31 protein-coding genes and 1 tRNA gene are annotated in these 24,976 nt (G+C 44.4%); 20 read left to right on the top strand and 12 right to left on the bottom strand.

The window, feature by feature from the left end:
* Positions 1-83: 83 nt before the first annotated feature.
* Complete coding sequence (locus NWF01_06220) at positions 84-818, top strand: thymidylate synthase (protein MCW4024614.1); 735 nt, start codon at positions 84-86, stop codon at positions 816-818.
* Here NWF01_06220 and NWF01_06215 read toward each other — a convergent pair.
* Complete coding sequence (locus NWF01_06215) at positions 815-1,264, bottom strand: PAS domain-containing protein (protein ID MCW4024613.1); 450 nt, start codon at positions 1,262-1,264, stop codon at positions 815-817. The genes NWF01_06220 and NWF01_06215 overlap by 4 nt on opposite strands.
* Positions 1,265-1,375: 111 nt before the next feature.
* Here NWF01_06215 and NWF01_06210 point away from each other — a divergent pair, with 111 nt between their 5' ends.
* From NWF01_06210 to NWF01_06200, 3 genes are all read left to right on the top strand, one after another.
* On the top strand, positions 1,376-1,891 hold the full coding sequence (locus NWF01_06210; protein ID MCW4024612.1) for a DUF2096 domain-containing protein: 516 nt from the start codon (positions 1,376-1,378) through the stop codon (positions 1,889-1,891).
* A gap of 85 nt (positions 1,892-1,976) precedes the next feature.
* Complete coding sequence (locus tag NWF01_06205) at positions 1,977-2,816, top strand: glycosyltransferase family 2 protein (GenBank protein MCW4024611.1); 840 nt, start codon at positions 1,977-1,979, stop codon at positions 2,814-2,816.
* A 63-nt stretch (positions 2,817-2,879) separates the two neighbouring features.
* Positions 2,880-3,779, top strand: coding sequence for a glycosyltransferase family 2 protein (locus tag NWF01_06200; protein ID MCW4024610.1), 900 nt, complete (start codon positions 2,880-2,882; stop codon positions 3,777-3,779).
* Here the strand turns inward: NWF01_06200 and NWF01_06195 are convergent.
* The 4 genes from NWF01_06195 to NWF01_06180 form a co-directional block, all read right to left on the bottom strand.
* Positions 3,776-4,630 (bottom strand): GDP-mannose dehydrogenase, encoded by an 855-nt coding sequence (locus tag NWF01_06195; protein MCW4024609.1) that lies wholly within the window; start codon positions 4,628-4,630, stop codon positions 3,776-3,778. The two genes, NWF01_06200 and NWF01_06195, sit on opposite strands and share 4 nt — an antisense overlap.
* A 156-nt stretch (positions 4,631-4,786) precedes the next feature.
* A complete protein-coding gene (locus NWF01_06190) occupies positions 4,787-5,032 on the bottom strand; it encodes a DNA-directed RNA polymerase subunit K (protein MCW4024608.1) in 246 nt (81 codons plus the stop codon).
* Between the two features lie 3 nt (positions 5,033-5,035).
* Positions 5,036-6,703 (bottom strand): thermosome subunit beta, encoded by a 1,668-nt coding sequence (gene thsB, locus NWF01_06185; GenBank protein ID MCW4024607.1) that lies wholly within the window; start codon positions 6,701-6,703, stop codon positions 5,036-5,038.
* A gap of 332 nt (positions 6,704-7,035) precedes the next feature.
* Entirely contained in the window at positions 7,036-7,596 is a 561-nt protein-coding gene (locus NWF01_06180) for an amino acid-binding protein (GenBank protein MCW4024606.1), read from the bottom strand.
* A gap of 63 nt (positions 7,597-7,659) precedes the next feature.
* On the opposite strand from NWF01_06180, the gene NWF01_06175 reads away from it, so the two are divergent.
* From NWF01_06175 to NWF01_06165, 3 genes are all read left to right on the top strand, one after another.
* Complete coding sequence (locus NWF01_06175; GenBank protein ID MCW4024605.1) at positions 7,660-9,084, top strand: TrpB-like pyridoxal phosphate-dependent enzyme; 1,425 nt, start codon at positions 7,660-7,662, stop codon at positions 9,082-9,084.
* Between the two features lie 70 nt (positions 9,085-9,154).
* Positions 9,155-10,279 (top strand): ATP-NAD kinase family protein, encoded by a 1,125-nt coding sequence (locus NWF01_06170; GenBank protein ID MCW4024604.1) that lies wholly within the window; start codon positions 9,155-9,157, stop codon positions 10,277-10,279.
* Between the two features lie 54 nt (positions 10,280-10,333).
* Positions 10,334-10,819 (top strand): ferritin-like domain-containing protein, encoded by a 486-nt coding sequence (locus NWF01_06165; GenBank protein ID MCW4024603.1) that lies wholly within the window; start codon positions 10,334-10,336, stop codon positions 10,817-10,819.
* Here the strand turns inward: NWF01_06165 and NWF01_06160 are convergent.
* Together NWF01_06160 and NWF01_06155 are read right to left on the bottom strand one after the other, a co-directional pair.
* Positions 10,798-11,988, bottom strand: coding sequence for a hypothetical protein (locus NWF01_06160; GenBank protein MCW4024602.1), 1,191 nt, complete (start codon positions 11,986-11,988; stop codon positions 10,798-10,800). The two genes, NWF01_06165 and NWF01_06160, sit on opposite strands and share 22 nt — an antisense overlap.
* Positions 11,989-12,041: 53 nt before the next feature.
* Entirely contained in the window at positions 12,042-12,839 is a 798-nt protein-coding gene (locus tag NWF01_06155; protein ID MCW4024601.1) for a molybdopterin-binding protein, read from the bottom strand.
* A 142-nt stretch (positions 12,840-12,981) separates the two neighbouring features.
* Here NWF01_06155 and NWF01_06150 point away from each other — a divergent pair, with 142 nt between their 5' ends.
* Positions 12,982-13,809 (top strand): hypothetical protein, encoded by an 828-nt coding sequence (locus NWF01_06150; protein MCW4024600.1) that lies wholly within the window; start codon positions 12,982-12,984, stop codon positions 13,807-13,809.
* Positions 13,810-13,903: 94 nt separating this feature from the next.
* On the opposite strand, the gene NWF01_06145 is transcribed toward NWF01_06150, so the two are convergent.
* Positions 13,904-14,218 (bottom strand): nascent polypeptide-associated complex protein, encoded by a 315-nt coding sequence (locus NWF01_06145; protein ID MCW4024599.1) that lies wholly within the window; start codon positions 14,216-14,218, stop codon positions 13,904-13,906.
* Between the two features lie 286 nt (positions 14,219-14,504).
* Positions 14,505-14,969: a pseudouridine synthase gene (locus tag NWF01_06140; protein ID MCW4024598.1), complete on the bottom strand. Its 465-nt coding sequence runs from the start codon at positions 14,967-14,969 to the stop codon at positions 14,505-14,507.
* An 89-nt stretch (positions 14,970-15,058) separates the two neighbouring features.
* Here NWF01_06140 and NWF01_06135 point away from each other — a divergent pair, with 89 nt between their 5' ends.
* The 7 genes from NWF01_06135 (at position 15,059) to NWF01_06105 (ending at position 19,522) form a co-directional block, all read left to right on the top strand.
* Positions 15,059-15,619 (top strand): multiprotein bridging factor aMBF1, encoded by a 561-nt coding sequence (locus NWF01_06135; protein ID MCW4024597.1) that lies wholly within the window; start codon positions 15,059-15,061, stop codon positions 15,617-15,619.
* A gap of 11 nt (positions 15,620-15,630) precedes the next feature.
* On the top strand, positions 15,631-16,869 hold the full coding sequence (gene hflX / locus NWF01_06130) for a GTPase HflX (GenBank protein ID MCW4024596.1): 1,239 nt from the start codon (positions 15,631-15,633) through the stop codon (positions 16,867-16,869).
* The gene (locus NWF01_06125) at positions 16,841-17,416 is read left to right on the top strand and encodes a tRNA (cytidine(56)-2'-O)-methyltransferase (GenBank protein MCW4024595.1); all 576 of its coding nucleotides are present in this window, start codon (positions 16,841-16,843) and stop codon (positions 17,414-17,416) included. The genes hflX and NWF01_06125 overlap by 29 nt, the downstream gene beginning before the upstream one ends.
* Before the next feature lie 37 nt (positions 17,417-17,453).
* A complete protein-coding gene (locus tag NWF01_06120) occupies positions 17,454-18,005 on the top strand; it encodes a transcription factor (protein MCW4024594.1) in 552 nt (183 codons plus the stop codon).
* Positions 17,998-18,528 (top strand): TIGR00295 family protein, encoded by a 531-nt coding sequence (locus NWF01_06115; protein MCW4024593.1) that lies wholly within the window; start codon positions 17,998-18,000, stop codon positions 18,526-18,528. The genes NWF01_06120 and NWF01_06115 overlap by 8 nt, the downstream gene beginning before the upstream one ends.
* On the top strand, positions 18,525-19,280 hold the full coding sequence (locus tag NWF01_06110) for a DUF2110 family protein (protein ID MCW4024592.1): 756 nt from the start codon (positions 18,525-18,527) through the stop codon (positions 19,278-19,280). The genes NWF01_06115 and NWF01_06110 overlap by 4 nt, the downstream gene beginning before the upstream one ends.
* Before the next feature lie 86 nt (positions 19,281-19,366).
* Entirely contained in the window at positions 19,367-19,522 is a 156-nt protein-coding gene (locus NWF01_06105; protein ID MCW4024591.1) for a hypothetical protein, read from the top strand.
* Positions 19,523-19,597: 75 nt separating this feature from the next.
* Here the strand turns inward: NWF01_06105 and NWF01_06100 are convergent, their stop codons facing one another.
* The 3 genes from NWF01_06100 to NWF01_06090 all read right to left on the bottom strand — a co-directional run bounded on the left by NWF01_06100 (position 19,598) and on the right by NWF01_06090 (position 20,894).
* Positions 19,598-19,762: a hypothetical protein gene (locus NWF01_06100; protein MCW4024590.1), complete on the bottom strand. Its 165-nt coding sequence runs from the start codon at positions 19,760-19,762 to the stop codon at positions 19,598-19,600.
* An 88-nt stretch (positions 19,763-19,850) separates the two neighbouring features.
* Positions 19,851-19,928 (bottom strand) — tRNA-Val (locus tag NWF01_06095).
* 57 nt (positions 19,929-19,985) lie between these two features.
* On the bottom strand, positions 19,986-20,894 hold the full coding sequence (locus NWF01_06090; protein ID MCW4024589.1) for a hypothetical protein: 909 nt from the start codon (positions 20,892-20,894) through the stop codon (positions 19,986-19,988).
* Between the two features lie 157 nt (positions 20,895-21,051).
* Between NWF01_06090 and NWF01_06085 the strand changes: the two genes are divergently transcribed.
* The 5 genes from NWF01_06085 to NWF01_06065 all read left to right on the top strand — a co-directional run.
* Positions 21,052-22,125, top strand: a complete 1,074-nt coding sequence (locus tag NWF01_06085) for an ATP-grasp domain-containing protein (protein MCW4024588.1) — start codon at positions 21,052-21,054, stop codon at positions 22,123-22,125.
* The gene (locus NWF01_06080; protein MCW4024587.1) at positions 22,122-22,610 is read left to right on the top strand and encodes an HAD hydrolase-like protein; all 489 of its coding nucleotides are present in this window, start codon (positions 22,122-22,124) and stop codon (positions 22,608-22,610) included. The genes NWF01_06085 and NWF01_06080 overlap by 4 nt, the downstream gene beginning before the upstream one ends.
* Before the next feature lie 2 nt (positions 22,611-22,612).
* Positions 22,613-23,587: a DUF354 domain-containing protein gene (locus NWF01_06075; GenBank protein MCW4024586.1), complete on the top strand. Its 975-nt coding sequence runs from the start codon at positions 22,613-22,615 to the stop codon at positions 23,585-23,587.
* Between the two features lie 58 nt (positions 23,588-23,645).
* A complete protein-coding gene (locus tag NWF01_06070) occupies positions 23,646-24,224 on the top strand; it encodes a DUF488 domain-containing protein (GenBank protein ID MCW4024585.1) in 579 nt (192 codons plus the stop codon).
* Positions 24,225-24,387: 163 nt separating this feature from the next.
* On the top strand, positions 24,388-24,976 hold a 589-nt coding region (locus NWF01_06065), incomplete at its 3' end, for a hypothetical protein (GenBank protein MCW4024584.1).

Genomic DNA, 24,976 nt, shown 5'->3' with positions numbered 1-24,976 from the left:
GTTGTTTTTCTTAATTACGCCAGTTTTATATCTTGCCAGAACAAAAGATAGCCTATTAGAGGGTACGTTGAGGGATAAACTGTTTGAAGCACGTAAAGATTTCCGCATTTGATTGCCCAGATGCATGGTTCAAAGTTTTAAACACAATATGGAAGGAAGGTGACATATTCAAAGTCGGGTTTGGCTCTGAGGAAACCGAAACCAAAAAACTCAACCTCTCCATCGAAATCGCCCACCCAGAAAACCGTCCACTGGTCAGTGATAAGGCACCATGCGATTTCAAGTACGTGCAGGGTTACGCGCTTGAATATTTGTGGAGTGGCGAATGTGAAGAAACCGAAGTTTACACTTACGGCAGCCGACTAAACAAACCAATAAACCAAATTGAAGAAGTCGTGAAACGGTATGCGGAAGAGCAAAGAGACCGACAAGTCACCATGGTCATCCGTTTACCCGGAGACATAGAAAAATATGATGCCAGCCACAAAAAAAGTGAGCCACCCTGCCTAAGCCTAATTGACACGGAAATCCTTGACAACCAAATGCACCTAACCTGCTACTTCCGAAGCTGGGACGCCTACGGCGGATTACCAGCAAACATTGCAGGACTACAACTTTTCAATGAAGCGTTTGTTGCAGAAATCAATGAGCGCGGCGGGTTGAATTTGAAAACGGGTAAGCTGATTTTCCACAGCAAAAACTGTCACATCTACCAACGCCAATACAAACTGGTTCAGGAATTGGTGGAACCCAAAGACAACACAAAACGGTTAGCAAAAACACTAAACGAGAAAGAAAAAGAGAAACAACAAAACTAATCTGTCCAATCCAGCAGTCGCCGCTCACCTTGCAAAGCACGGGCTTCAGTGATATCTTGCACCACTTCCATTGTACCTAAATATTTTCCTGCGGGGTTTCTGATGGCGTAGAAGCGGATGTAGATGATACGGTTGTTTAGGTTTATCCAAAACTCAGCCAAGCTTTTTTTGCCGTTTTTGAAGGATTCCACGATTTTATTTACGGTATCGAGGCTTTTGGCTGGGTGACAGTTCTGCACTTTTCTGCCGATGATGGCTTTGGTTCGCATGAAAATCATTTTTTGTGGCTGATTAAAGTAGCGCACTGTGTCGTTTTCGTCGATGAAAGTGATTTCTACAGGTAAAAAATTTAGCATTGCAGCAAGCTGTTCCTTAAACAGTGCACCGTTTTCAAACTGCATAAACCCTGTTGGTGAGGGCACGGTTTGCTGTTTTTCATCATCCATAAAACAAGCCACCTTGTATATTATAAGGAAAGCGAGTTTATGATTTATTTTTTTCTAAGACGCAGATACGCTTAAACTCTTTAAGTTACCATTCTAGCTTAGGGTGAAGTTATGAGTAACGCGGCAACCTGGAAAATCCTTGAAGACATGACCATAACACTAACAAAAAAAGGAGTAGAAATCCCAGCAAACATAATGGTTGATTTACGTGCAGCCAAATGCATGCTGGAAATTTCGCCAGCAGAAAAAGGCAGCGGCGAATCATTAGCAAAATCCCAAGAATGCCTCGACATAGTTGAAGCCTTCATAATCAACAAAACAGAAGAGATTTTTGGAGCAGAATACACCGATACGTTTTTGAGGGAACTAGAAGAAACAAAATGCCCCGTTTGCCCAACCTGCTCAAGCCGAAAAGAAGACGAAAACAAGTTTGTTGCAGGTGTACCCAGAAACCAAAAATGGATAAGAGTTGAACCCATTGAGGAGTTACCCACGGAACGGTTAAGGCAGCTAGCACAGGAACTAAACCTTTCAATTATACCTCAAGAAGACGGCAAACTTGTAGTTTACGGCGAATCAGAGGACATTAAAACTTATGTTAAAAAAATGGTAATTCCCAAACAGTAACAAACATATCATAAACTTTGTCCTATTATTTTTAAATAACAGTCGTCCTCTATAGGTTACTTAACTGCTCTTTGGATGTTCTGAAATGGTTGGCAACGTTGACATAGTCATGTGGACAAAAAACGGCGCAGCCTACCTGCCCACTGTACTTGCACAAATCGACAGAGTTATTCCTCGCGAGCGCATCTGCCACAAAATCATGGTTGACGACCACAGCACAGACGGCACACCAGAAATTGCTAAACGTTTTGGTTGGACAGTGTATCCGAACCCGAAAAGCGGTATATCAAGTGGAGCCAACGAAGCCTTAAGTCACGTGGATCAGGAATTTTTTGTCAGCGTAGAACAAGATGTTGTTTTGACAAGGGAGTGGTGGACAAAAATTTCCAAGCACTTAGATGACCCTAACGTTGCGTGTGCACAGGGCATCAGAATACCCACAAACCCGGTTTTACGTTTGCTCGATCAGTGGCAGTACGGTGACCCCGCTAAACGCTCTTTGCTGGTCAGTATGGACAACAATTTGTTCCGAACCAAAGTGGTGCGTTCAGTTGGCGGTTTTCCCGATATTTGCAAACTCTGCACTGACACCGTGCTGATGAAATTTATTCAGACCAAGACGCCTTATCGTTGGGTAATAGATACAGAAGTTGTTTCTGACCACATCAGAAGCAATTTTCGCGGCGCAGTTGAACATGAATACAAGCTTAACGAGTTATGCTCTAGAACCCCATATTGCCCCACAAGAAAGCCAGATAACAATTTACTTAAACTGTTTCGAATATTAATCACCAGCCCCATCCGAGCCCTGCAGATTGCAATAAAAAAGAACTGCCCCAAAGTCATCTATGCTTACCCCTTAATCCGCTACTATCACATCAGTAGCGAAATAAACTGGAGAAAACAGGCTTCCAAAAAAAATTGAGCAACTGCTTTATTTTTAAATAATAGTTTCTTCTCTGTTGCGTTTAACTTTGGGGTTAATTGCGTGATTGGCAAGGTAGACTTGGTAATGTGGACAAAAGATGGAGAGGCAACCCTGCCAGTGGTGCTCAAACAAATCGAGCACGCAGTCCCCAAAGAGTACGTGGGCAAAAAAATCGTCTCTGACGACGGAAGCACCGACAAAACCAGAGAAATTGCCAAAGCATTTGGGTGGACAGTTGTCTCAAACGAGGGCAAAGGTATAAGCGATGGCGCAAACACCACCCTAAAACATGTAGAAGCTGAAGATTTTATCAGTTTTGAGCAAGACCTGTTTTTGAACCCACAGTGGTGGAAAAAGATTCCTCAATTGCTATCTGACCCCAAGGTTGCGGCGGCTTCAGGAATGCGTTTTGCAGACAAACCTCGTGGAGTAAAAAACCTTCAGATGTATGTGGCTAAAAAGTACCGTGGCGAGGCTCAGTTGGCATCGTGGCTGCGGTCTAGGCAGATGTCTGCGTTCACTCTGGGTAAAACGTTGGATAATACCATTTACAAAACCAAAGTTATGCGGGAAATCGGGGGGTTCCCAAAAATGCCGGTTAACGCGGGCGTGGACACGATTTTAGCTTATAAGCTGCATGAAGCGGGTTATCAGTGGATTGTTGACTATAATGTGCAATCAATTCACATGCGCAAGGGTTTAATGCAGGAGCTTCATCACCAATTCTGGTATGGCACTCAGCTGTATGAGATTTGGAAACGCATCGAATCCGAAACCAACCGTGCCCCACCAGTTACCAAATTCGGCATAATATACCGCTTCTTCACCTCGCCATTTACAGGGGTTTTTGTGGCGTTTAAAACCAAAGAACCCTCAATAGCTTACATTCACCCATTGGTTAGGCTGTATTACATGCTTGGACTGCTAAGAGCTCAAAGACCTGCCTCAAGTCCGCATTAAGAGCCAAGTTTTTTTAGCAGTTCCTGCTGGAGTTTTTCGCTGCGTTTCTTGATTTTTTCCACTTCTTCAGCAACGGAGGGGTCTTGCATTTCTTTTTGGCGTTTCTCATTTGACTTGAGCATATCCCGTAGCAAATCGGAATCGTAAACACTGAGCAAAAGCTTCGTGTTGGGGATTAAGCAGTGCCCGCCGATAAAAGCTGGATATTGCAGGGGCTTATTGAGTTTGGCACGTTGAATGTCCTCTATCATCTCCACAGTTTGCTCAAAATCTGCACCAAATTTGCGTGCGGCACGGTGGGCTTCTTGGAAAAAAGTTATCATCCAAGCCATGTACACTGTCTCGTAGAGCTTGGAGAGTTCTGTTTCAACTGTACCTGCCAGAACCTTAACGGTTAAGCCGACTTTTTCAAAATGCTCCTTTGCTAACTGTGCAGCTTGATGCGAGGTGGGACCAACGTATTTGTTCCAGAATTTTATGTCAGACTTCATGGTTTCAAGCGTTTTGTGCATGCCCTGAATTGGCGAATGAACCAGAGCCGCTTTGGTTTGTTCAAAAATATTCTGTGTTGTGCCTGGAGGAACAGTGCTGTCTATGATTGTGAGTTTAGGCTGGATCTTTTTGATGTATTCAACTGTGAGGGCTTGGAATTTCTCCTGTACCGCGCATCCAAAGCAGATATGCATAACATCAATGCTTGTGGGTGGTGTTCGGTTGCCGGCGATGGCTTGCTGTTTTTGCTGGTCAGCGTCTAAGCCATAAACATCGAATTTTTCTGTTTCATCTATGATTTCATAAAGGGATTGCCCTACTTCGCCTAAACCTACGATTAGCACTACATCTTTAGCCATAACAGTCACATACCTGCAATATCAGAATGCATGCTGGATACCAGATTTAAACTCTTACCTGAAATAAAAGCATACAACCCAGCAACATCAAACTACTACAAAATAAACTGAGCAATATAACATTAAAAAGTAGCTAAAAATAGTTAGAAAAATGGCTTAAGAGAGCCATTTAAGCGGAATATCTTGGAAAGTCCCGTCGGGCAGTGTTCTGCGAATGGTAATAGGCAGAATTGCCGCGGCTAATTCTTTAAGTGCAATGTCGATGGGGTTTGAGATGCTTTCGTCAGCATCAACAAGTATAGGTGCTCCCATGCTGATTTGAAGCGCACGAGCGCCCACGATTCTGGCTTTTTCAAATCGCGTGATTTTTGGGGGACCTACATTAACGGTTTGGTTTGACAACTTTTAGAATCCTCCTGGATATCCTCCACCAACGCCCATTCCGCCTGCGCCTCCTGGTGGAGTTGGTGGCGCCTTCATTTTCTCTGATGCAATAACATCGTCGATTCGTAGAGTTATTGAGGCTGCTTCGCTTGCGGATTTTATGATTTGCTTCTTTACTGATAGCGGTTCAAAGACATCAGTTGTTGTCATGTCCACGATTTTGCCTGAGAGCACTTCAAGACCAGCCCATGTTTCGCCTTTTGCATGTTTTGAGCGCAGTTCGGAGATAATGTCGATTGGGTCAAAGCCTGCGTTTTCTGCAAGTGTTGTGGGTATGGCTTCGAGGGCGTCTGCGAAAACTTTGACTGCGAGCTGTTCACGTCCCGGCAAGGTTTGTGCATAATTCCTGAGCGCAGTTGCCATTTCCATTTCTGGAGCGCTTCCGCCAGCAACGATTTTTGGTTCAAGTAGCAAGTCTTTTACTACGCATAGTGCGTCGTGTATGCTGCGTTCGGCTTCTGTGGTCATACGCATTGTTCCGCCGCGGATTAGGATGGTGACTGAACGAGGATGCTTACATCCTTCAATGAAGGTCATTTTGTCATCGCCAACTTTTCGTTCCTCAACGATGCTTGCTTCGCCTAAGTCTTTAGCGGAGAGCGCGTCAAGGTTGCTTAGGATGTTGGCGCCGACTGCTTTGGAGAGTTTTTCCATATCAGATTTTTTGGCGCGTCTGATTGCAACTATTCCTTTTCTTGCAAGAAAATGCTGCGCCAAGTCATCAATGCCTTTTTGGCAAACGACAACGTTTGCGCCTGAATCAATTATCTTTTTAACCATGTTTTCCAGCATAACTTCTTCTTCATGAAGGAAAGCAACCATTTTTTCTGGGCTCTCTATGCTGAGTTTTGAATCCAACTCTGTTTTCTCATTCTCTATGGAAGCATCTAGAAGCGCAATTTTGGCGTTTTCGATGCGTTTGGGCATGCCTGAGTGAACAATTTCTTTGTCTAAAACTATGCCGTTAATTAGTGTGGTTGCTTGGAGTGATTCGCCGACTTTCTTTTCCACCTTCACATCGTCAACATCAGCTTTGTATCTGCCATCTGCTTGTTTTTGGGCGGTTGCAAGCATGGCTTTAACGGCGATGTCTGCAAGATACGTTTTGTGTTCAGCAACGATTTTGCTTCCCATTGCGGTTTCGGCGGCTTTCTTTAGAAAGTCTGATTTTTCTAAATCAACTGGTATCGCGATTTTTTCTAAAACCTCAAGGGCTTTTTCGGCGGCTTTTTTGTAGCCATCTTCAATTACGGTTGGGTGAATGTTTTTTTCTGTGAGTTCTTCTGCTTTGGCTAAAAGTTCGCCGCTGATGATTACGACGCTGGTTGTGCCGTCGCCGGCTTCGTTGTCTTGTGCTTTGGCTACTTCCACGAGCATTTTAGCTGCGGGGTTTTGTATATCCATCTCGTCTAGGATGGTTCTTCCGTCGCTTGTGATTGTTACATCGCCAAAGTTGTCCACGAGCATTTTGTCCATGCCTTTGGGTCCAAGTGCGCTTCGCACTGATTCGGCGACAAATTTAATGGCTGTTATGTTGGCGTGTTGAGCTTCTCTTCCGCGAGAACGTTGTGAACCTTCTTTTAGGACGACAACTGGAACGCCACCAGCCTGAGTTGGGTAAGATGACAAGTAATAATCCTCCTTAAATGCGCACAACAACAAAACACCTTACCCATATAAATTTTTCTAACAACAACCCAATGAAGCGGTTAAAAGGCAAAGAAATTGTGCATCAATCGGAACCTTTTTGGCGATAGCGTGTTTACCTGAAAGGGCGCATTAATAGCTTGAAAAAACACCAATAATGCGTCCCCCTCTATAGTTTCTGCATTGACTTTCTAATAGGAACCAAATAGACTTTGACCTCTCTCTATCCTTTCTGCAATGATTGGCTATTAGGAGCCTAATAGACAGCAAATAGGAGCAAGAAAATCAATAGTCACCAACAAAATAGAGAATGATTAATACACGGAAACTTTGGCTACTCCGGGAATCTTCAGAATTTCCGGGATGATTTCGCCGGGTACTTTTTTCTCCACAATTAGGGTCAGTTTTGGTTCTGGGCTTAGTTCGGGGTCGTCTACGATGGCTTGGCGTATGCTTAAGCCTGCCTGATTGAGAATGTTAGAGGAGCTGGCTAATATGCCTGCTACACGGGGGTCGTCTACAGAAATTTCAAGCACACCCAGATTGATGTGTTTGGCGATTTCTTTGAGACTGAGTCCTGCGGGGCGTATGCCTTCGAAGATGAGTTGGAGTTCGGGGATTGTTTTGATGGTGTTTAGGGTTTCGTTGACGGTTCGGCGGTCGACTCCTGCGGCTCGTGCGATGCGGACGGGTGGGATTTCGATTTGGTTGAGGTAGATTTTGTTGTTTTTGATGCATAGTCCGTTTTCTATTAGGACGCGGGCTACTTTGAGGCGTTCGGGGTAGTCTTGGAGTTGTTGGGTTATGTTTTGCCACATGTGTTGTCGTGTATGTTTGGTTGGTTGGCGTATAAAAATGTTGACTTTCACGTACATTAATGTACACAAAAGCCTTAAATAAAGCACAAAAGTACATTCATTTTACGCACAGGTGAAACAATGCAACCTCAAAAGAAAATCCTACTCAAAGAGGAAGACATACCCAAACAATGGTACAACGTCGTACCAGACCTACCTCACCCTCTTCCTCCATTCATCGACCCCGCAACCAAAGAACCCGGAGTCGGAATAGTTCCAAAAATTTTCCCCAAAGAAATCATCGGACAAGAAATCAGCCAAGAACGCTGGATAAACATTCCAGACGAAGTACGCGATGTCTACCGCATCTGGAGACCCAGCCCACTCTTCCGCGCCCTGCGACTGGAAGCCGCACTGAAAACGCCTGCAAAAATCTACTACAAATACGAAGGCGTCAGCCCACCTGGAAGCCACAAAATCAACAGCGCCGTACCCCAAGCCTACTACAACATGAAAGAAGGCATCACCCGCGTCACCACCGAAACAGGCGCAGGACAATGGGGAAGCGCGCTCTCATTTGCAGCAAACACATTCGGATTGGAAGCAACCGTTTACATGGTTCGCGCAAGTTTTGACCAAAAACCATACCGCAAAGCCATGATGAACGCTTTTGGTGCAGAATGCGTCGCCAGCCCAAGCAACAAAACCGAGGCAGGCAGAAAAATTTTAGCCGAAGACCCAGACAATAAAGGCAGCCTTGGCATCGCCATCAGTGAAGCAGTAGAAGACAGCTTAAACAGCGAAAACACAGGCAAAAAAGCCAACTACACCATAGGCAGCGTCTTTAACCATGTCTGTATGCACCAAACCGTTGCAGGTCTAGAAGCCCAAAAGCAACTGGCAACTGTGGAAGATTATCCTGATGCAATTTACGGATGCATAGGCGGAGGCAGCAGCTTTAGTGGTTTATTCTGGCCATTCTACCATGACAAAGTCTCCAAAAAAGCACCCAAACAAACCCAGTTCATCGCCGTTGAACCCACAGCATGCCCCAAAGTTACCCGTGGATACTACACCTACGACCACGGCGACACCGCCAAAATCACCCCACTCGTGCCCATGCACACGCTAGGACATGACTTCATGCCAGCACCCATCCATGCAGGCGGACTTCGATATCACGGAATCGCACCAACCATCAGCGCCCTAGCAAAAGCAAAACAAATCAGCACCAAAGCAGTCAACCAAGTTGAAGCTTTTGATGCAGCAAAAATCTTCCTGCGCTCAGAAGGCATAATTCCTGCACCCGAAGCCGCTCACGCAATCAAAGCCGTCGTCGACGAAGCATTACGATGCAAAGAAAAGAACGAAGAAAAAACTTTGATGTTTGCTTTGACGGGTCATGGATTCTTTGACATGTCAGCCTATGAGGAGTACTTTGCAGGCAGACTGCAACCGTATGAGTACCCCGCTGAGAAAGTCGCGGAGTCAATGGATAAACTGCGCAAGCTGTACCCATGGCTAAACGATGTCTCAAACAAGTTCATCGGCTGCACACCAACCTAAACCCACTTTTATCATTTTTTTCTTTTTTATTTTCTCAACTCATTTATAGCCACAGTGACAACTATTGAGTATGGAAAATCTCCCAAGCAAAACCATCGGCTTTATCGTTAACCCTGTTGCAGGCATGGGTGGAGCCGTAGGACTAAAAGGAACCGACGGCAAAGAAATCCTAAACAAAGCAATCACGCTTGGAGCCAAACCTGTCGCGCCAGCCAAAGCCGAACTTTTCCTCTCAAGCATAACTCAAGCCAAAGAACACCTAAACTTGATTGTAGGCGCAGGCAACATGGGCGAAACACAAGCCAAAAACTTGGGCTTCTCCTACAGGGTGGTGGGTGAAGAAAAATCAGACACCAACGCACAAGACACGCAAAGCGTCGCCAACCAAATCCTAAACGCCAAGGTGGACCTGCTGGTTTTCTGCGGTGGAGACGGCACAGCCCGCGACATCCAAAAAGCCGTTGACCTGAAGGTTCCCGTGCTGGGAGTGCCCACAGGCGTAAAAATGCACAGTGCAATTTTCGCAATTACACCCCAAGCTGCTGCGAGAGTCACGTTGAGGTTTTTGTTTGCCAATTTACCCCTGCATGAGGCGGAGGTTATGGACATTAATGAGCAGGCTTTCCGCGAGGGGCGCATGTCTGCGGAGCTTTACGGTTATATGCTTAGCCCCTTTGAGCCGCATCTGATTCAGGGTAACAAGATGGAGAGCCCCATGACTGAGGATGAGGTTCGCAATCAAGCCGCCATTGCAGTGTACATTATAGAGGAGATGAAGCCTGAGGTGCTCTACATTTTGGGTCCAGGAACCACCACACGAACCGTCAGCGACCTGCTCGACGAGAAAAAAACGCTGCTGGGCGTGGATATTTTTCAAAACAAAAAAATCGTTGCAAGAGACGTTAATGAGCAACAAATCCTAAACGCCATCGAAGGCAAACCTGTCAGAATTATTGTGACCCCAATTGGAGGGCAAGGGTTCGTTTTTGGACGGGGAAACCAGCAAATCAGCGCCAAAGTCATCCGAAAAGTCGGCATGGAAAACATCACAGTGATTGCAACAAAAAGCAAGCTGGACAGGTTGAGTAGTTTGAAGGTTGATACGGGTGATTCAGAGTTGGATGCTTCTTTTAGGGAAAAAGGGGTAGCGGTGGTTTTGGATTATAAGAATTTGCGGGAAGTGAAGGTTGAGTAGGGTTTCCGAAAGCCTTATTCATTATCCGCAGTTTATTTTATTGGGCGATTTATTGTGACAGCAAACAAGAATGAGGAACTCTTGGCTTTTATTAAAAAGCAAATTGAGAACGAGAATGCGATTGTGGAGTCCTTGGAGAAGTCTCTTGGCAACATCAAAAACCCCGTGGTTAAAGGTGTGCTTAAGGGTGTCTCGATGGATTCTGTGAAACATGCAGAACTCTACACAGCAGCACACGTACTTCTAACCCAAACATCTACGGCATTGACACAGGAAAACCTTGATGAGCAAAAGAAGCTGGTTCAGAAACACATCGACATGGAAACCGAATTAATCAAGCTGATAGAGAAGGTTTTGCCTACTCTTGAAAATCAAAAAGTAGCTTTTCTGTTGCGGTCTATATTAAGTGATGAGTATAAGCATCATGCATTACTAAAGTCACTGCTTGAGATTATTGTGAAAGGTGAGACAATTACTGAAGAAGACTGGTGGAAGATGCTCTGGGAAGATGTGCCGTTTCACGGTTCACCAGGCGGCTGATAAAGCGGCTTATCAGTTGAAGTAAAACCCAATTTTTCTTCTTTGTGTCCACGAGAAAAATTGAGAACCAAAAAGAACCCAGCCAATATGCTTAAAGTTATGGTGATAGCGCCAATCAAAAGATAAGTTATATCTGGCAATATGACCACGCCTTTTTGAGAGCTGCTTGAACCACAGTATTGACTGTTTCCAGACCAAAACGCTTGCAACCGATAAAAGCCAATATTTTGCGGGTTCCACTCAAACACAAATTTGCCATCAGCACCAGTTAAAACTGAACCAACCTCAAACCATTGGTCACCTGACCCCTCCGCAAACAAGGTTATGTTTTGATTAGCAAGAACAGGAGCAATTTGACCAGCAATCACTAAGGGACTGTTTTGATACAGGGCTGGTTCTGAAAGGGTCAAACTCAAACAGGATTCTTCTTGACCATGTAGACTTGCAGAAACAGTTTGCATTCCTGTTCTTTCAGATTCATCAATGTTAACAATTTCTACAGGAGCGCCAATGAGGTCTTGTGGGCACTCACCAATTCGCCATCCAGACTGCCAGTTTTCACCAGTAGATTCTCCAATGTAATATTTTTCTCCGTTATAGGTGATGCTTGTTACGTTATATCGGGAGTATACGGGAGGATTTGGAATATGCACCCCTATCTGCAGATGATTTTGATTACGGTTTTGGTCATCTTTGCGTTCATAAAATAGAAAAACAACGTCTATTCCGCCAGCTTGCAGGATGGATGCAGCAATTTGGGATAGAAGGTCGCAGTCGCCTACATCGTTAACCATTGTTTCTACAGGGTATTCACCTGGACCTGACGCCTCGTAGCTTATTTGATGTACGATTTGAAGGACGCCGTTTGTGAAGTCTTCATCATTTTGGTAGATTTCCCACAGTGCATCAGCTATTGGCTGAAGAGCATACGGAGTTACAAATTTGGGGTAGTCACTTAGGAAGGATAAACGGTGGTTTTTTTGTTGATACTCCTCAAGTAACGTGTCGGGTATAGTCACCGTGAGAGTGTAGGTTTTCTGGTCGTTTGGATGCTCAGTTAGACGATAAGTCAGCGTTGTAGCACCCTGTGCAGTTGACAGCGGAATCATTGAAATAACAAAAACCAAAACTACAAGCATAGTGACTGCTTTAGAGATTTGTCTTTTCATTTGTCAACGACACTGTTAAACCCTAAATTAGTAAGGTCTAATGCAGATTAAGTTTACTCATTAAAGGAGGGTTTGCCCCCATGCTGTTCAATAAGCTTAGCAAGTTGACCAGCGGCTTTTTGCAGTTTTTCCACGCCATCTCCAGAGCAACTCAGAGTCAGGTGCAACTCAACCCGAAACGTTTCACCCACTTTCAGGGGATGAGACTTAAGGTAAACCGCCGCATTATCCCTCATAACAGCATCAATCAGCGGCGCTAAAGCAGCCTCCGCGATACAATCTGCAAAAAGGCTCCGCTCAAAAAACCTCAATTCACCCACAGCACTCTTAAGAAGAGGAGCGATGGATTCATTAAAAATTGCCTCCATCTCCAAAGGAACACCAGGCAAAACAAACAACATTACACTCTCCAAATCCACACGTAAACCAGGAGCAGTTCCAACAGGGTTGTTGATTGGTTGTGTTCCCTGTGGGAGAGCAGCCATTTTGATTCTGGGCGGCGTCATTTCTATGATGGGAAGACCGTGTTTTTTGGCGTAGGTTTCGCATTTTTCTTTGACAAAATTTAGGGCTTCGGGGTTGACTTCTAAGGGTCGGTTGAGAGCTTTTGCGACTGCCTCAAAGGTTTTGTCATCAAAAGTTGGTCCCAGTCCGCCTGTGGTTATTATGAATTGAGGTTTACGCCGGATTGTTTCTTTGAGGGTTTGAGCGATTACGTCAATAATGTCGGGGATTGTTGTTTCTCTTGTTACGTTAACGCCTAATTGTGTTGCCTGTTTAGAGAGCCAAAAAGCATTTGTGTTTTGAATTTTTCCTATAAGTAGTTCGTTTCCTATGCTTATTATTTCCATTTTTACCGTGATAATCCCTGATTATCATGCCTTTCATGGCTGGATTAAAATTTTTCCATTTAGACGGCGATTTGTTTTAGTGTCTTTTGAGTAAAGCTTTTATTCAGAAGCCCATTTCAAAATAATCAGGAGAGTTAACAAATTGAAGAAAAATAAAATAATAACAAGCATGAGTATTATGCTTTTCTTAATGCTTTTTACTGCTGTATTATTTTCAACTGCTCCTTTAGCACAAGCAACTGCACCAGAAGAGATAATTGTTTATGGTCCAAACGGGGCAGAGCACAGTCTAAGTAACATAAATGACACGTCCACGTTTATTCCAACAATCAATTGGGGAGGATACGTGTTAGATTCAGAGCTTTACGCTGGAGAGTATCAGGGCGTCTCGCTTTATCAACTCTGCATAGTTGCAGGTTACACATTGGAACCCTACCAAAATGTTACAGTGCAAACAGAGGGAGACGACGGAGCCAACATGACATTTAGCTACGCCCAAGTAGCTTATGGATTTAATATTTCACCACAATACACAGTTTACGATAACAGTACAGGTGAAGAAACGACACCACTTTTGCCCTTGACGATAATGGTGGCATATCAATTTGCAAACGGCACAGCGCTTCCAAACGGCGAAGCATCCAGGCTTTTGGTAGTTGGCTCACAAGGTTTACTGTTCAAAGGACAAAACCTGTCAGCAGTAAAATCACTAAGTATAACCAATGTTGGCGAAGCACCTACACCAACACCCACAGCAACACCAACTCAAACACCTACCCCGCCGCCAGCAACAGCAACCCCTCCAGTCACAGCAACACCGACTGCTACGTCGCCACCTGAAACCACAGGAATACCATCAAGTTATATCGTTGTTGCCATTGGTGTAATTGCAGCAATAGCTGTAACAATCCTTATACTAATTCGCGAGAAAAAACCAAACAGTCCACTGCCACCAGAAGAACCAGTTTAATCAGCGGTTACGCCGACACCAGTTTTTACTACGCTAAAGAAGCTACGAAACTGTTTTCTAAAGTTAGACGTACAGACAAAGGAATAAGGAAAATTTAGGATTGAAGCAGTAAAATAGCCTTTGCTAAGTCTCCAGCACATTCCTGCAATGCTTCTTTGGCTTGTTCTAGGCTTTTGCCTGTTTGGTCAGCAACCAACTGGACATCTTCTTCAGAAAAAGCTGGTTTTGCTTCTGCCTTCAGAGTTTGCCCGGGGGCTTGTTCGCTGACGTCTCCACCGATGATTTGGTACATTTTTTGTCCCTGAACATTCATTATCATAACTTCAGGTTCCTCAATCACGATGTCTTTGTTTGCGGTTTGAATAATGACCTGTTTAACGTCGGAAACCGCATCCATGTTCATGCCCATACGCTACATCATACGTTTCTGTTCACGAGGATTAATGCGTCTATGCATAAGACTTCACCAAGATTGAATGATTTAGTTGTTGTTTATGTTTATAGATGTTGCCTTCTGGTTTAGTCAAGAAAGTTTGACTTGGCTTAGTCAAGAAACCTTGACAAAAATCCTTAAATGAAAAAATTGGTTCGCCTTTTGCGGTGGAAAAGTTGAAGACTACCAGTATAATACTTCTTTCTCTTGCCAACTAGAGTAGCTGGCAGCCTTCAGCTTTTCCACTAAAATTGTTCAGCAGCTATTTTTTGATACCGTGCCGCACTTTCACTGCAACCCCAGTTCTAAAAGCCTTCATTTCTGCACTTGACAGAACTGCCCGGCCAACTGCCAACACCTGTTTCTGCTCATCCAAAACAACCACTTCATCTCTGGCACGAAGCTCCTCATCAACAGCTACAACGTGAACCGCAAAAACGTCTCCGCCTTCAGCAATATACTTGGAAACATCGGTTTGTACTGTTACAAAGCATCTGGCTGATGGCAGGCTTTCTGCGAGGGTTTTGGCGGCTTTGATACTTAAGGAGTAGAGTCCATCGGTAGGTCGCAGGGTTGCTAAACGTTCGCCGTGGTGGTTTATGTAGCGTATTCTGCCTGTGCGTTTTGAGTATTCGATTTGGATGTTTTCAGGGAACAGCGTGTTGCCTGCGCCCTGCCCGAACTGGTAATCTGCGATGCTTCTGACTTTATCAAGTGTGCTGTCCATGCTTAATGCACCATTCATTTTTTTCTGATGATTCGATAAGTATAAACTTATCAATTTAATAAAGACAATGAAAAGGTGAAAAAGTTACCTTGCGATGTGAAGTTTGTGGACGAAAAATACATTCCGACCCCATACGAGCAATAATTGAAGGTGCAAGATTGACCGTTTGTGCGGAGTGCTCTAAACATGGAAAAGTAATTCTGCCACAAGAAGAAGCTGAAATAGAAAGAAAAAAAGCAACGGCAGCCACATCAATTGCACCAAAAAGAACAGCTGTTCCAGTAAGTATGGTGCAGAAAAAATCATCCGTTCCCCAAGTTGCAATTACCACAGAAGTCGTTGAAGATTATCAAACCAAAATTCGCGCTGCCAGAGAGAAACTTGGGCTGTCTCATGAAGACTTGGGCAAAAAAATCAACGAGAAAGCCTCAGTTCTAAGACATATTGAAACAGGCAAAATGGCTCCAAACAACCTTTTAGCATCCAAGCTGGAACGCACCTTAAAAATTACGCTAATGGTCCCGATTGAAAAGGAGAAAGAGAAAGCGCCACCAGTACTTACCAAACCAGCAAATGAAGAGTTAACCTTGGGGGACCTCATACAGTTTAACAGTAAAGGGGAGGAGCCCTCTAAACGAAAGCAATCCTAGCTCAACGCAGACTGAACCGTGAACCGTCAAGTTTAGAAGAACTCAAAAGGCTCGCCCAATCCGCCGGCGACACTATCGTGGGCACTTTGGAGCAGACAAGACGTGCGGATGCCCGATACCAGATTGGCGCTGGAAAAGTTGAAGAACTCCGACAGATGGTAAAAGACACTGGTGCCGACAAAGTTATTTTTGATAATACTCTACGGACGATACAATCATATAACCTCGCCAAAGCAACCAAAATAGAAGTCATCGACCGCTTCCAACTTATCTTGGAAATTTTCACTAAACGAGCAACCACAACCGAAGCCCAACTCCAAATCCAGCTGGCAACACTGAAAAACGAAATTAAACATGCCAAAGAAAAAGTGCGGCTTGCCAAAAGTAGCGAGCAACCGGGTTTTATGGGGTTAGGAGTGTACGAAGCGGATGTTTACCGTGAAGCCATCAAACGCCAGATTCAAACTATCCTAAAAAAACTCAAGCACATTAGAGAAAAAAGGGTTCTGCACCGTGAACGCCGCACCGAACTTGGATTTTTATCCATTTCTCTTGCGGGTTACACTAGCGCGGGAAAGAGCACGCTGTTTAATGCATTGGCACAAGAAGCCGTGCGCGTAGACAAATCCCTGTTCACTACTCTTTCAACGACAACAAGAATCATCGAATTTTTGGACCACAAATTCCTTTTAACAGATACTGTGGGCTTTATTGACCGATTACCAATTGGGTTAATGGAAGCATTTCACTCTACACTTGAAGAGACCATATTCTCAGATTTAATAATTCTAGTTTTAGACATTGATGAGAGCCAGGAATTAATCGAGAAGAAAAACAAGATATGCTTAGAAACAATTGACATGTTAGGCGCATCAGGTATCCCAATTATAACAGCCCTCAACAAAATTGACCTAATGAAACCAGAAGAAGCTGAAGAGAAACTTGCAGCGCTAAAACCTATAGTGAAAAACCCAATTTTGCTATCTGCTAAATGTGAAAAGAACCTTGACGGCCTTAGCCATGAGGTACTGAAGATTTTGGAAAATTACATTCAAGCAAGTTTTAGCGTGCCCATAAACAGTCAGACCATGCAGTTTATCGCTTGGGTCCACGACAAAGCACACGTGATAAAAGAAGAGTTCCAAAACACATCCGTTGAAATGGATTTTGAAGCAAACCCATCAATATTTGACCAGATAAAAAGAAAAGTGGAAAAGCTAAATGGAAAAGTCCAGCTCTCAAAACCTTAATGGCAAAACGCCAAAAATTGTTATTCTAAGATGGGGACACAGACTACAAAGGGATGCCCGTTTAACCACTCATGTTGCTTTGACGGCACGGGCGCTTTGCGCTTCAGGTTTTATACTCGCTGACATTGAAGACAAAAGCATCCAGCAAACTGTGGAGAAGCTCACGGGGCATTGGGGTGGAGAGTTTGCTTTTAGGATGGGGACGTCTTGGAAAAGTGAGGTTCGGCAGTGGCATGATGAAGGCGGCATCGTGGTTCATTTGACGGTGTATGGTGAAAACATCCAATCCAGCGACGTTTTAAACCGAATTAAAGCACAAAACAAACCAATCATGGTTCTTGTGGGTAGCCAAAAAGTTCCTGGCGAATTTTACTCCAGCGAGGTCTCGGATTTTAATGTTGCAGTTGGGAATCAGCCGCATTCGGAGTGTTCGGCTTTGGCGATTTTTCTTGATCGCTTCTTTGAAGGAAAGGAGTTAGCCGTGAAATATGATGATGCAGAAATGGGTGTTGTACCACAGACGCGGGGTAAGAAAATCCGAAGTTAACAGGGGTTTTCCTCGTTTTAAGTAATAAAAGTTTTATTTGAGCATAATACATTATTATGGTCTAGGAAACTTGATTATGCTATCTACAATTGATGAGTCTACTTTAACAAAGGTTGCTATGGCTCTTGGCGATGAAGACGCCGTTAAACTTATCGAACACCTAAAAGGCGTAGAAGAAATAACTGATGATGAAATAGCCAACAAAACAGGCATACGCCTAAACTCAGTTCGCAAAATCCTATACAAACTCTACGACCACTCCCTAGTTAGTCTTAGGCGAACCCGTGACCCCAAGACAGGATGGTTTATTTTCCACTGGAAACTCCAAGCCGACCAGTTAGAAGGATTTATTTTAAGCCAAAAACGCCGTGTTCTAGAAAAACTCAACGTGCGTTTGGATTATGAGCGAACCCATGACTTCTATTATTGTCATTCGCCTGAATGTAAACGGGTAACTTTTGAGGATGCAGTAGAATCAGTTTTTCACTGCTCAGTTTGTGACAAGCCATTGGTGCATTTTGACAATGAAATAATGATTGAGCATCTCTCAGCTAAAGTTGAGGTTTTAAGGAAGGAACTCGGTGAATAACCAGCTTCCCACACGGGAGCAAGCAACCCAACTTCTACAGGATAATCAATGCTCAGAAAAAGTGATTATGCACTGTCAAGCAGTAGCAAACCTATCCGTGCAAATCGCACGTGAACTATCCCAGAAGGGTTTTGATGTTAACGTTGAACTGGTGGAGGCGGGAGCGTTGCTTCATGATTTGGGACGCAGCAAAACCCACACCGTAGAGCACGCTATAGCAGGAGTTCAACTTGCGCAGCAGCTAGGGTTACCTCAAGAAGTAATCAACATTATCAAGCGTCACGTTGGCGCAGGAATCTCACAAGAAGAAGCGGATTGGCTGGGCTGGCCAAAAGACAACTACATTCCTCAAACGTTAGAAGAAAAAATTGTGGGTTACGCTGACAAACTCATTGATGGTACAAGAAAAACCAGCATCGAGGTTGAGTTGCGGCGTTTGGAGGAGGATGGAAGAAGTGAAGCAGCAGAAAGAGTTAGAAAGCTGCATGAAGAAATAACTGGATTATTGGGGCATCAAATATGACCACTCTAACATTGTTAACCAAAGCTCCACGCGGGCACCAATTAAAAGAAATCGACGATTTCTTACAAACCACCTTTGAAGAACTTGATGTGCAAGCTAAAATCGTTGGCAACGCAGGCGGCTGGGTGCAGGTTTCAGTTATGGGTGAGGATGAGGAATTTGCCAAGAATTTTATTGCTAAAGAAATCGGTTTAGCCCCAACCACCATAGAAAACGTACAGGTTGGCATGGAGCTTAAAGGGTTAATTAAGAAAAACTCAAACCCCAGCTTTCTTGCAGTGGATGTTGGAGTGATTGAACCAAAAATTTTTCAGGCTAAGGTCTCGCTGAGGCATCTGCGGGAAGTTTTGATGGAGGAAAAACCTGTTGAGCTTCCAAAAATTGCGGAGTTGTGGGGGTTACGTGAAGGCTTACCTATAACCATCAAGGTTATGGGCATTAATTTGGATGAAGGCGTTTTGGAGGCTGAGCTTTCGACGGGTCAAATTGATAAGTTGACGCTTTGGCGGGATTCCCTTCTGGACAGATTAATTGTTTTGGGGGCGTCCAAGAGCAGGGTTTTGGAGGTTTTAGAGCGGACACGGTTGAATCGGGATGTTGTTGATGTTGAGTCTTTGGGTCTTTTTGATCAGGTGTTAACTTGTAAGCTTGGAACGGATGCAGCGGGAGTGATTTCGCGTGTTGGCGGTTACTTGAAAACTGCGGGTTTTGTTGTTTTTAATGCAAGAAAAATCAGGGATTTTCTCAGTTAACAGGGATTAAGCTTATAATGTAGATAATGCACACTGCAATAAATTATAAGCCAATTTTGGTTTATACATGAGAGGGAGAGGGACTCATGAGCATAAAAGATGAAGGAAAAAAATACCGAATAGACATAGGCGCATACGGTAGCATAGCCGTAGAAGCACCAACCAAAGAAGAATGCATCGAACTCTTCAAAGAAGTCACACAAACCAAACGCGAAAGCAGAATCGACGAAGCCATACGCTAAACCAACCTAGCACCAAACCATCAACTTTTACGTTAACCTAAACTCAACCGCAATTTTCACAGATTAGCCCTTAATTTATAGGACATCATGCTCTTCTTTGCAATGCTTATTGTACTCTTTACGGTCAGAATAAACCGCCTGGTCCAATGGACACCTATACTGGTGATCCTTGGTCATCTCGGGTTCAGGAACAGTCACACGAGGCGCAGTACGCCGCAAATCATCATCTTTCTTAGGCAAACACGTCACCTCCAAAGACACCTATATCCTAGCGGCTAAGCTAACTATAAAAAACAATGTGACAACAACAAGCAACAACCAGAATTTGTGGTGGGCCGAGCCGGACTTGAACCGGCGACCTTTGGCTCGTAAAGCCAACGTCCTAACCAGGCTAGACGACCGGCCCACAGGTTTGCTGTTGTATTGTTTTTCTTCTTGTTGATAAGGTTTTTTGCTAAAGAGTTTAGGAGTTGGCGATTTTCTCTAAGATACTGTCGCGCACTGTGTAGCTTTCCTGTTTGCTAACGAGGAGTTCATGCATTATTTTTGGGTGGTCCTCAAGTTTGAGCGTTGCGAAATCGCCTTTGTAGTGCGCACTGTACTTGAAATAGTGTTGATGATGCATGGCTACTGTGCGTTCTACAAAATCGTCCTCACCCATCTGCTCTAACTCGTCAACGAACTTGTGAAATTCAGGTAGCTTAAAGTATTCTTTGTGTTCCTTGCAGCGTTCGATGTAGTTGGTTTTAAACAGGGCAGGGTAGCGGATGATTTCTTTGGGCAAATAAATCATTCGAGAGCGCGTGTTGTTCATGCAACTTGCAAAACGCCACTCCACACCTCTGCCAACAAGATTAAGAAAACTTTTTGGACTCTTCAAATTCCGCCTTGCCTCAGCACGCACAAATTTTTTGGTCACACTCAAAGCCCACGCATCCCCCGTAGCCTCCAGCCAAGGCAGGTTTTGGCAAAACCGCAACCGCGCCTCATCCGCGATTTTATAGTTTCCAATCACAGTAACATACGGAAAGCAGAAAGTTTCAGTATCAGGATAAATTTCAGGCAAGGATGCTATCACGTTTAGGTTGTCTTCGTGTATGACTTCGGCGGCTTGCATGTAGAAGAGGTGTTTGCCTTTGCATTTCCAGCGCAAAATGTTAGAAACTGTGGAGAGCGCCATTAAACCCGTGTTTGGCCACTCATCTTGGGAAAGTATAATTTTTTTGTTTAGCTCAGGCAGTTTTTTGAGTACTTCATAGGTGCCATCAGTTGAGTAACCATCTGATATTAGAAATTCATCACAGATAGGAAGAGCGGAAGCGATTGCTTCAACAAAGGGGTAGCCTTGTTTTAAGCCATTTTTTACTATCATGAATCCTGAGATGGACAGTGTAGTGCACCTTTAGTTTAGATGGTTGTGTATTTTGTATTAAATTTTTTCTTTGCCAAGGGGTTGGATAAAAATATTAACTTGGTCACATGTATTAATCATCTAACCTAAAAAGATAACAAAGAGACGGGGTAAATTAATGAAAAGGATTCTTTGCACGGGAGCAGGTGGACCAGCAGGCATAAACTTTGTCAAGTCACTTCAAATCGCGCCCGAACAAATGCACATAGTTGGCACAGAAGCCAGCGAGTACTTTCAGTTTATGGCACCAACTAAAACAACCTACAAGGTACCACTTGCCAAAGACCCAAGCTACATAGACACACTAAACGAGATAATCCAAAAAGAAAACATTGATTTCCTCCATGCCCAACCAGACGTAGAAGTCGAAGTCATCTCAGAAAACCGAGAAAAACTCAACGCACCCGTCTACTTACCCTCAAAACAGGCAGTACTGGCATGCCAAGACAAATTTGAATCCGCACGCGTCTGGAAACAAAAAGACATACCAGTTGCCAAAACCATCCTCATCAAAAAAGAAGAAGACATCGACCGCGCCTTTGAGGAACTGGGCAGTCCCATTTGGATACGCGCAACTCATGGTGCTGGCGGACGTGGAAGCACACCTGCAGACAATCGGGAAACAGCGGTGTCGTGGATTCGTTACTGGAAAGCCCGCAATGTAGATTGGGAGTTCATTGCGCAGGAGCATTTACCAGGCAGAAACATCGCGTTTCACAGCGTCTGGAAAGATGGCGAACTAATCACGTCGATGTCCCGGGAACGTTTAGAGTACATTTATGCTTATCTTGCACCCTCAGGCATCATGGGAACTCCCGCAGTGCAAAAAACCGTGCACAACGAAATCGTCAACAAAGTCGGCACCGAAGCGGTGTTGGCTATTGATGGCAACTTTAGCGGTATAGCAAGCGTGGACCTCAAAGAAAACAAGGACGGCGTCCCCTGCGTGACTGAGATTAACCCTGGCAGAATGTTTACGACCTCGTTCTTTTTCAGTTTTGCAAGCAAAGTCATACGGCAAGACTACGCAATCAACATCCCGTATCTTTACACTAAACTTGCCTACAAAGAAGAGGTGCCTAAACTGGAAAAGTACAACCCGTTGCCAGCAGAAGTGTTCTGGATTCGGCATATGGATGCGCCTGGACGCATTGTGTTTAATGGCAAAATTATTGGAGAGATGTATCAGTGATTGATGCGGTGATTTTTGATTTAGACGGAACCATAGTGAATTTACCCATTGATTATAAAAAATTAGAAGCCGAAATAAAGAAGCACGCCAAAACCGACGATGTTAAACCCGTAACCAAAACCATCGCGGGTCTTGATGTGCAAGCAAAAAAAGAAGTGTTCAGAGTTTGGAGTAAACTGGAAGCTGAGGCATGGAAAAAAGCGACTGTTAACCAAAACGTCATAGAACTCTTCGAAAAATACCATTTTGAACGCAAAGCTCTTGTCACCATGCAAGGCGAAGCATTAGCAGACGAAATCAGTAAAGCGCTAAATCTGCGTTTTGACTTCATCATCACTCGCGAGATAAGTTTGGATAGGTTTAAGCAGCTTGTTTTGGCTAAGGAGAAGCTCGGGGTTGACTTTAGCAGGATTCTCTTTGTGGGCAATACTGAAGGGGACCAGAAAGCTGCTGAAAGGGCAAACTGTCAATTCTTGAAGGTTTAACCGTGAAAGTCTGGTATGATGCCTTAACTGGAAAGCACATGCGCTACGGCGTAGCAATCGCTAGGCACTTACGTAGCAGGGGGCATCAGGTTTTCATAACCACCCGCAAACACCCAGACACCACAACAATGGCAGAGTTCCTCAAAGAAGAAGTGAGAGCATTTGGGGAATACAACCCTGAGTCGTTGATGTCGCGGCTTGAAAGCGGAGTTTTGCGTCAGGTGGAAATGTGCAAAATTTTTAAGAACCAAGAGTTTGACGTAGCAATTTCGCATGGTTCAGCTGACTTGTGCCGTGTCGCATTTGGCTTAGGAAAACCAGTCATTACAACAGTTGACACGCCATACGCGTATGCTGTTCATAAGCTTACGTTGCCGCTATCAAAGTATATTGTGAAGTCGTCCTCGATTGCTGATGATGCCGTGGAGAGGTATGTGTCTGATGGGGCGATTGTTGATTTTGACAGTGTGGATGAGGTTGCGTGGATTCAAGGGTTTAAGCCAGCAGTGGATTATGGTTTTGGCAGACCTCTTGTGGTAATTCGACCCCTTGAGGACAAAGCGATTTATGCCCAAAAACAAATGGACATCCTGCAGCTCACAAAGAATCTTAGCAAAATCGCACGTGTAGTATATTTGGACCGGTATCGCCGAGATAACATTGAGGACCTGATTGTTCCTCAAGGGTTTGTGGATTCAGCCAGCCTGGTAGCGCAAGCGGACCTTTTCATTGGTGTGGGCGGAACAATCACGCGGGAAGCCGCATTGCAGGGAACACCAGCGATTGTGCTTAACGCATTTGAGAAGCAGGAAGTCAACGATTACTTAATGGAGGGGGGTTTCCCAATTTTTAAATCAGAAATTTCTGGTGCACAGGCGTTGGCAGAAAAATTGTTGGGGCAACGGTTTGATGTGAAAGAGAAGCTCGCGGGGCTACAGAATCCGTTAGATGTTATTGCGGATTTAGTTGAGTGTTAGCTGGTTTGTTTTGTTTTATATTTCATGAATGCTATAGAGTGGTTAGGGGTGTGATTGGTTGTTTAAGAAGCCTGCCTTGACTGTTTACACGATTGGGCACTCAACCCGAACCGTGGACGAGCTCATTGAGCTTCTTAAGGCATTTCAAGTTACATTGGTTATTGACGTGCGCACTGTACCCCACAGCAGACATAATCCACAATTCAACAAAGAAACCCTACCATACACCCTCAAACGCAACGAAATAAAATACACGCACATACCAGGAATCGGCGGACTACGCAGACCAATCAAAGACTCGGCGAATTTGGCTTTGAAGAATACGGGTTTTCAGGGGTACGCGGATTTTATGCAAACCAAAGACTTCACAGAAAATCTTCTGAGCGTTATTGGGTTGGCAAGGGAGAACACGGTGGCTTTGATGTGCTCTGAGGCAATGCCGTCGCGTTGTCACCGAAACCTCATCGCGGACGCGCTGGTTATTCGCCACATCAAGGTGGAGCATATTTTGGGCGTTGACAGCTGCATCAGTCATCACCTAAACGAGCTGGCGCAGGTGGAGGGCACAAAAATCACTTATCCGCTCTACAGCAAAGAAACCCCGCAACGCATGCTTTCGGATTTTGCAAGCAAATAACCCCCGTTTTTGGCTGGAAAAGTGCCATTACGGACCTCCCCTCTATAGTTTCTGCATAGAGTTTCTAATAGGCTCCTATTAGGCTCCAAATAGGTTGGTAAGTGGGTTTTCCATGCGGGTTTGCTTATTTACTAGGTTCTGCACTGATATGGCGTGAACTAGTTTGTTGAAGGATGCTTGGACAATCGCCATCGAAACCTTGAGCTGGATGGAAATGCAAAAACTCAGCGAGCACCTCGCCCTTACACGTACAATAAAGCAGCTTAAAGCCCAAAACCCAAACGCCATCCGCTACGCCTACGGCTTAGTCGTGGAAACCACAAGGCGCAAAAACCTCATCGACAAATACATCAACACCGCCATGGCACCCAAGCAAATCGGCGAGTTCAACATGGGATTGCAAGCGTTTCTTAGGCTTTATGTTTATCAAACCCGCACATCTAAGGGCTGGCAAAAATTCAGCTACCAAGAAGCCTCAAACATCGCAAGCATGGGACGCAACATTTTGGGCTGGGAAGTCATGCGGGAAATCGAGGGGTACTTAGGTTTTCTGCTAACACAAAAATTGGAACCCATTATGGCGGCGGTTTCGGATGAGGAACAGTTAAGCCTCAAAACCTTCCATCCCCTCTGGTTTGTCCAGTACTGCATTGGGCTTTTCGGACGGCAAGAAGCCGAAGCATTCCTACATGGCAGCATGAAAACACCGCCCGTATACATCCGAGTTAACACCCTCAAAGACCTCGAAGAAG

This window comes from Candidatus Bathyarchaeota archaeon (genome assembly GCA_026014585.1).
Lineage (GTDB): Archaea > Thermoproteota > Bathyarchaeia > Bathyarchaeales > Bathycorpusculaceae > Bathycorpusculum.
This window is presented reverse-complemented; position numbering and strand designations above follow the sequence as displayed.

Coding starts and splice junctions, on each gene's coding strand:
- NWF01_06215 (MCW4024613.1), bottom strand. CDS start 1,264: ATGGATGATGAAAAACAGCAAACCGTGCCCTCACCAACAGGGTTTATG.
- NWF01_06210 (MCW4024612.1), top strand. CDS start 1,376: ATGAGTAACGCGGCAACCTGGAAAATCCTTGAAGACATGACCATAACA.
- NWF01_06205 (MCW4024611.1), top strand. CDS start 1,977: ATGGTTGGCAACGTTGACATAGTCATGTGGACAAAAAACGGCGCAGCC.
- NWF01_06195 (MCW4024609.1), bottom strand. CDS start 4,630: ATGGCTAAAGATGTAGTGCTAATCGTAGGTTTAGGCGAAGTAGGGCAA.
- NWF01_06180 (MCW4024606.1), bottom strand. CDS start 7,596: ATGTACGTGAAAGTCAACATTTTTATACGCCAACCAACCAAACATACA.
- NWF01_06175 (MCW4024605.1), top strand. CDS start 7,660: ATGCAACCTCAAAAGAAAATCCTACTCAAAGAGGAAGACATACCCAAA.
- NWF01_06170 (MCW4024604.1), top strand. CDS start 9,155: ATGGAAAATCTCCCAAGCAAAACCATCGGCTTTATCGTTAACCCTGTT.
- NWF01_06160 (MCW4024602.1), bottom strand. CDS start 11,988: ATGAAAAGACAAATCTCTAAAGCAGTCACTATGCTTGTAGTTTTGGTT.
- NWF01_06155 (MCW4024601.1), bottom strand. CDS start 12,839: ATGGAAATAATAAGCATAGGAAACGAACTACTTATAGGAAAAATTCAA.
- NWF01_06145 (MCW4024599.1), bottom strand. CDS start 14,218: ATGGGCATGAACATGGATGCGGTTTCCGACGTTAAACAGGTCATTATT.
- NWF01_06140 (MCW4024598.1), bottom strand. CDS start 14,969: ATGGACAGCACACTTGATAAAGTCAGAAGCATCGCAGATTACCAGTTC.
- NWF01_06125 (MCW4024595.1), top strand. CDS start 16,841: ATGGAAAAGTCCAGCTCTCAAAACCTTAATGGCAAAACGCCAAAAATT.
- NWF01_06110 (MCW4024592.1), top strand. CDS start 18,525: ATGACCACTCTAACATTGTTAACCAAAGCTCCACGCGGGCACCAATTA.
- NWF01_06105 (MCW4024591.1), top strand. CDS start 19,367: ATGAGCATAAAAGATGAAGGAAAAAAATACCGAATAGACATAGGCGCA.
- NWF01_06090 (MCW4024589.1), bottom strand. CDS start 20,894: ATGATAGTAAAAAATGGCTTAAAACAAGGCTACCCCTTTGTTGAAGCA.
- NWF01_06085 (MCW4024588.1), top strand. CDS start 21,052: ATGAAAAGGATTCTTTGCACGGGAGCAGGTGGACCAGCAGGCATAAAC.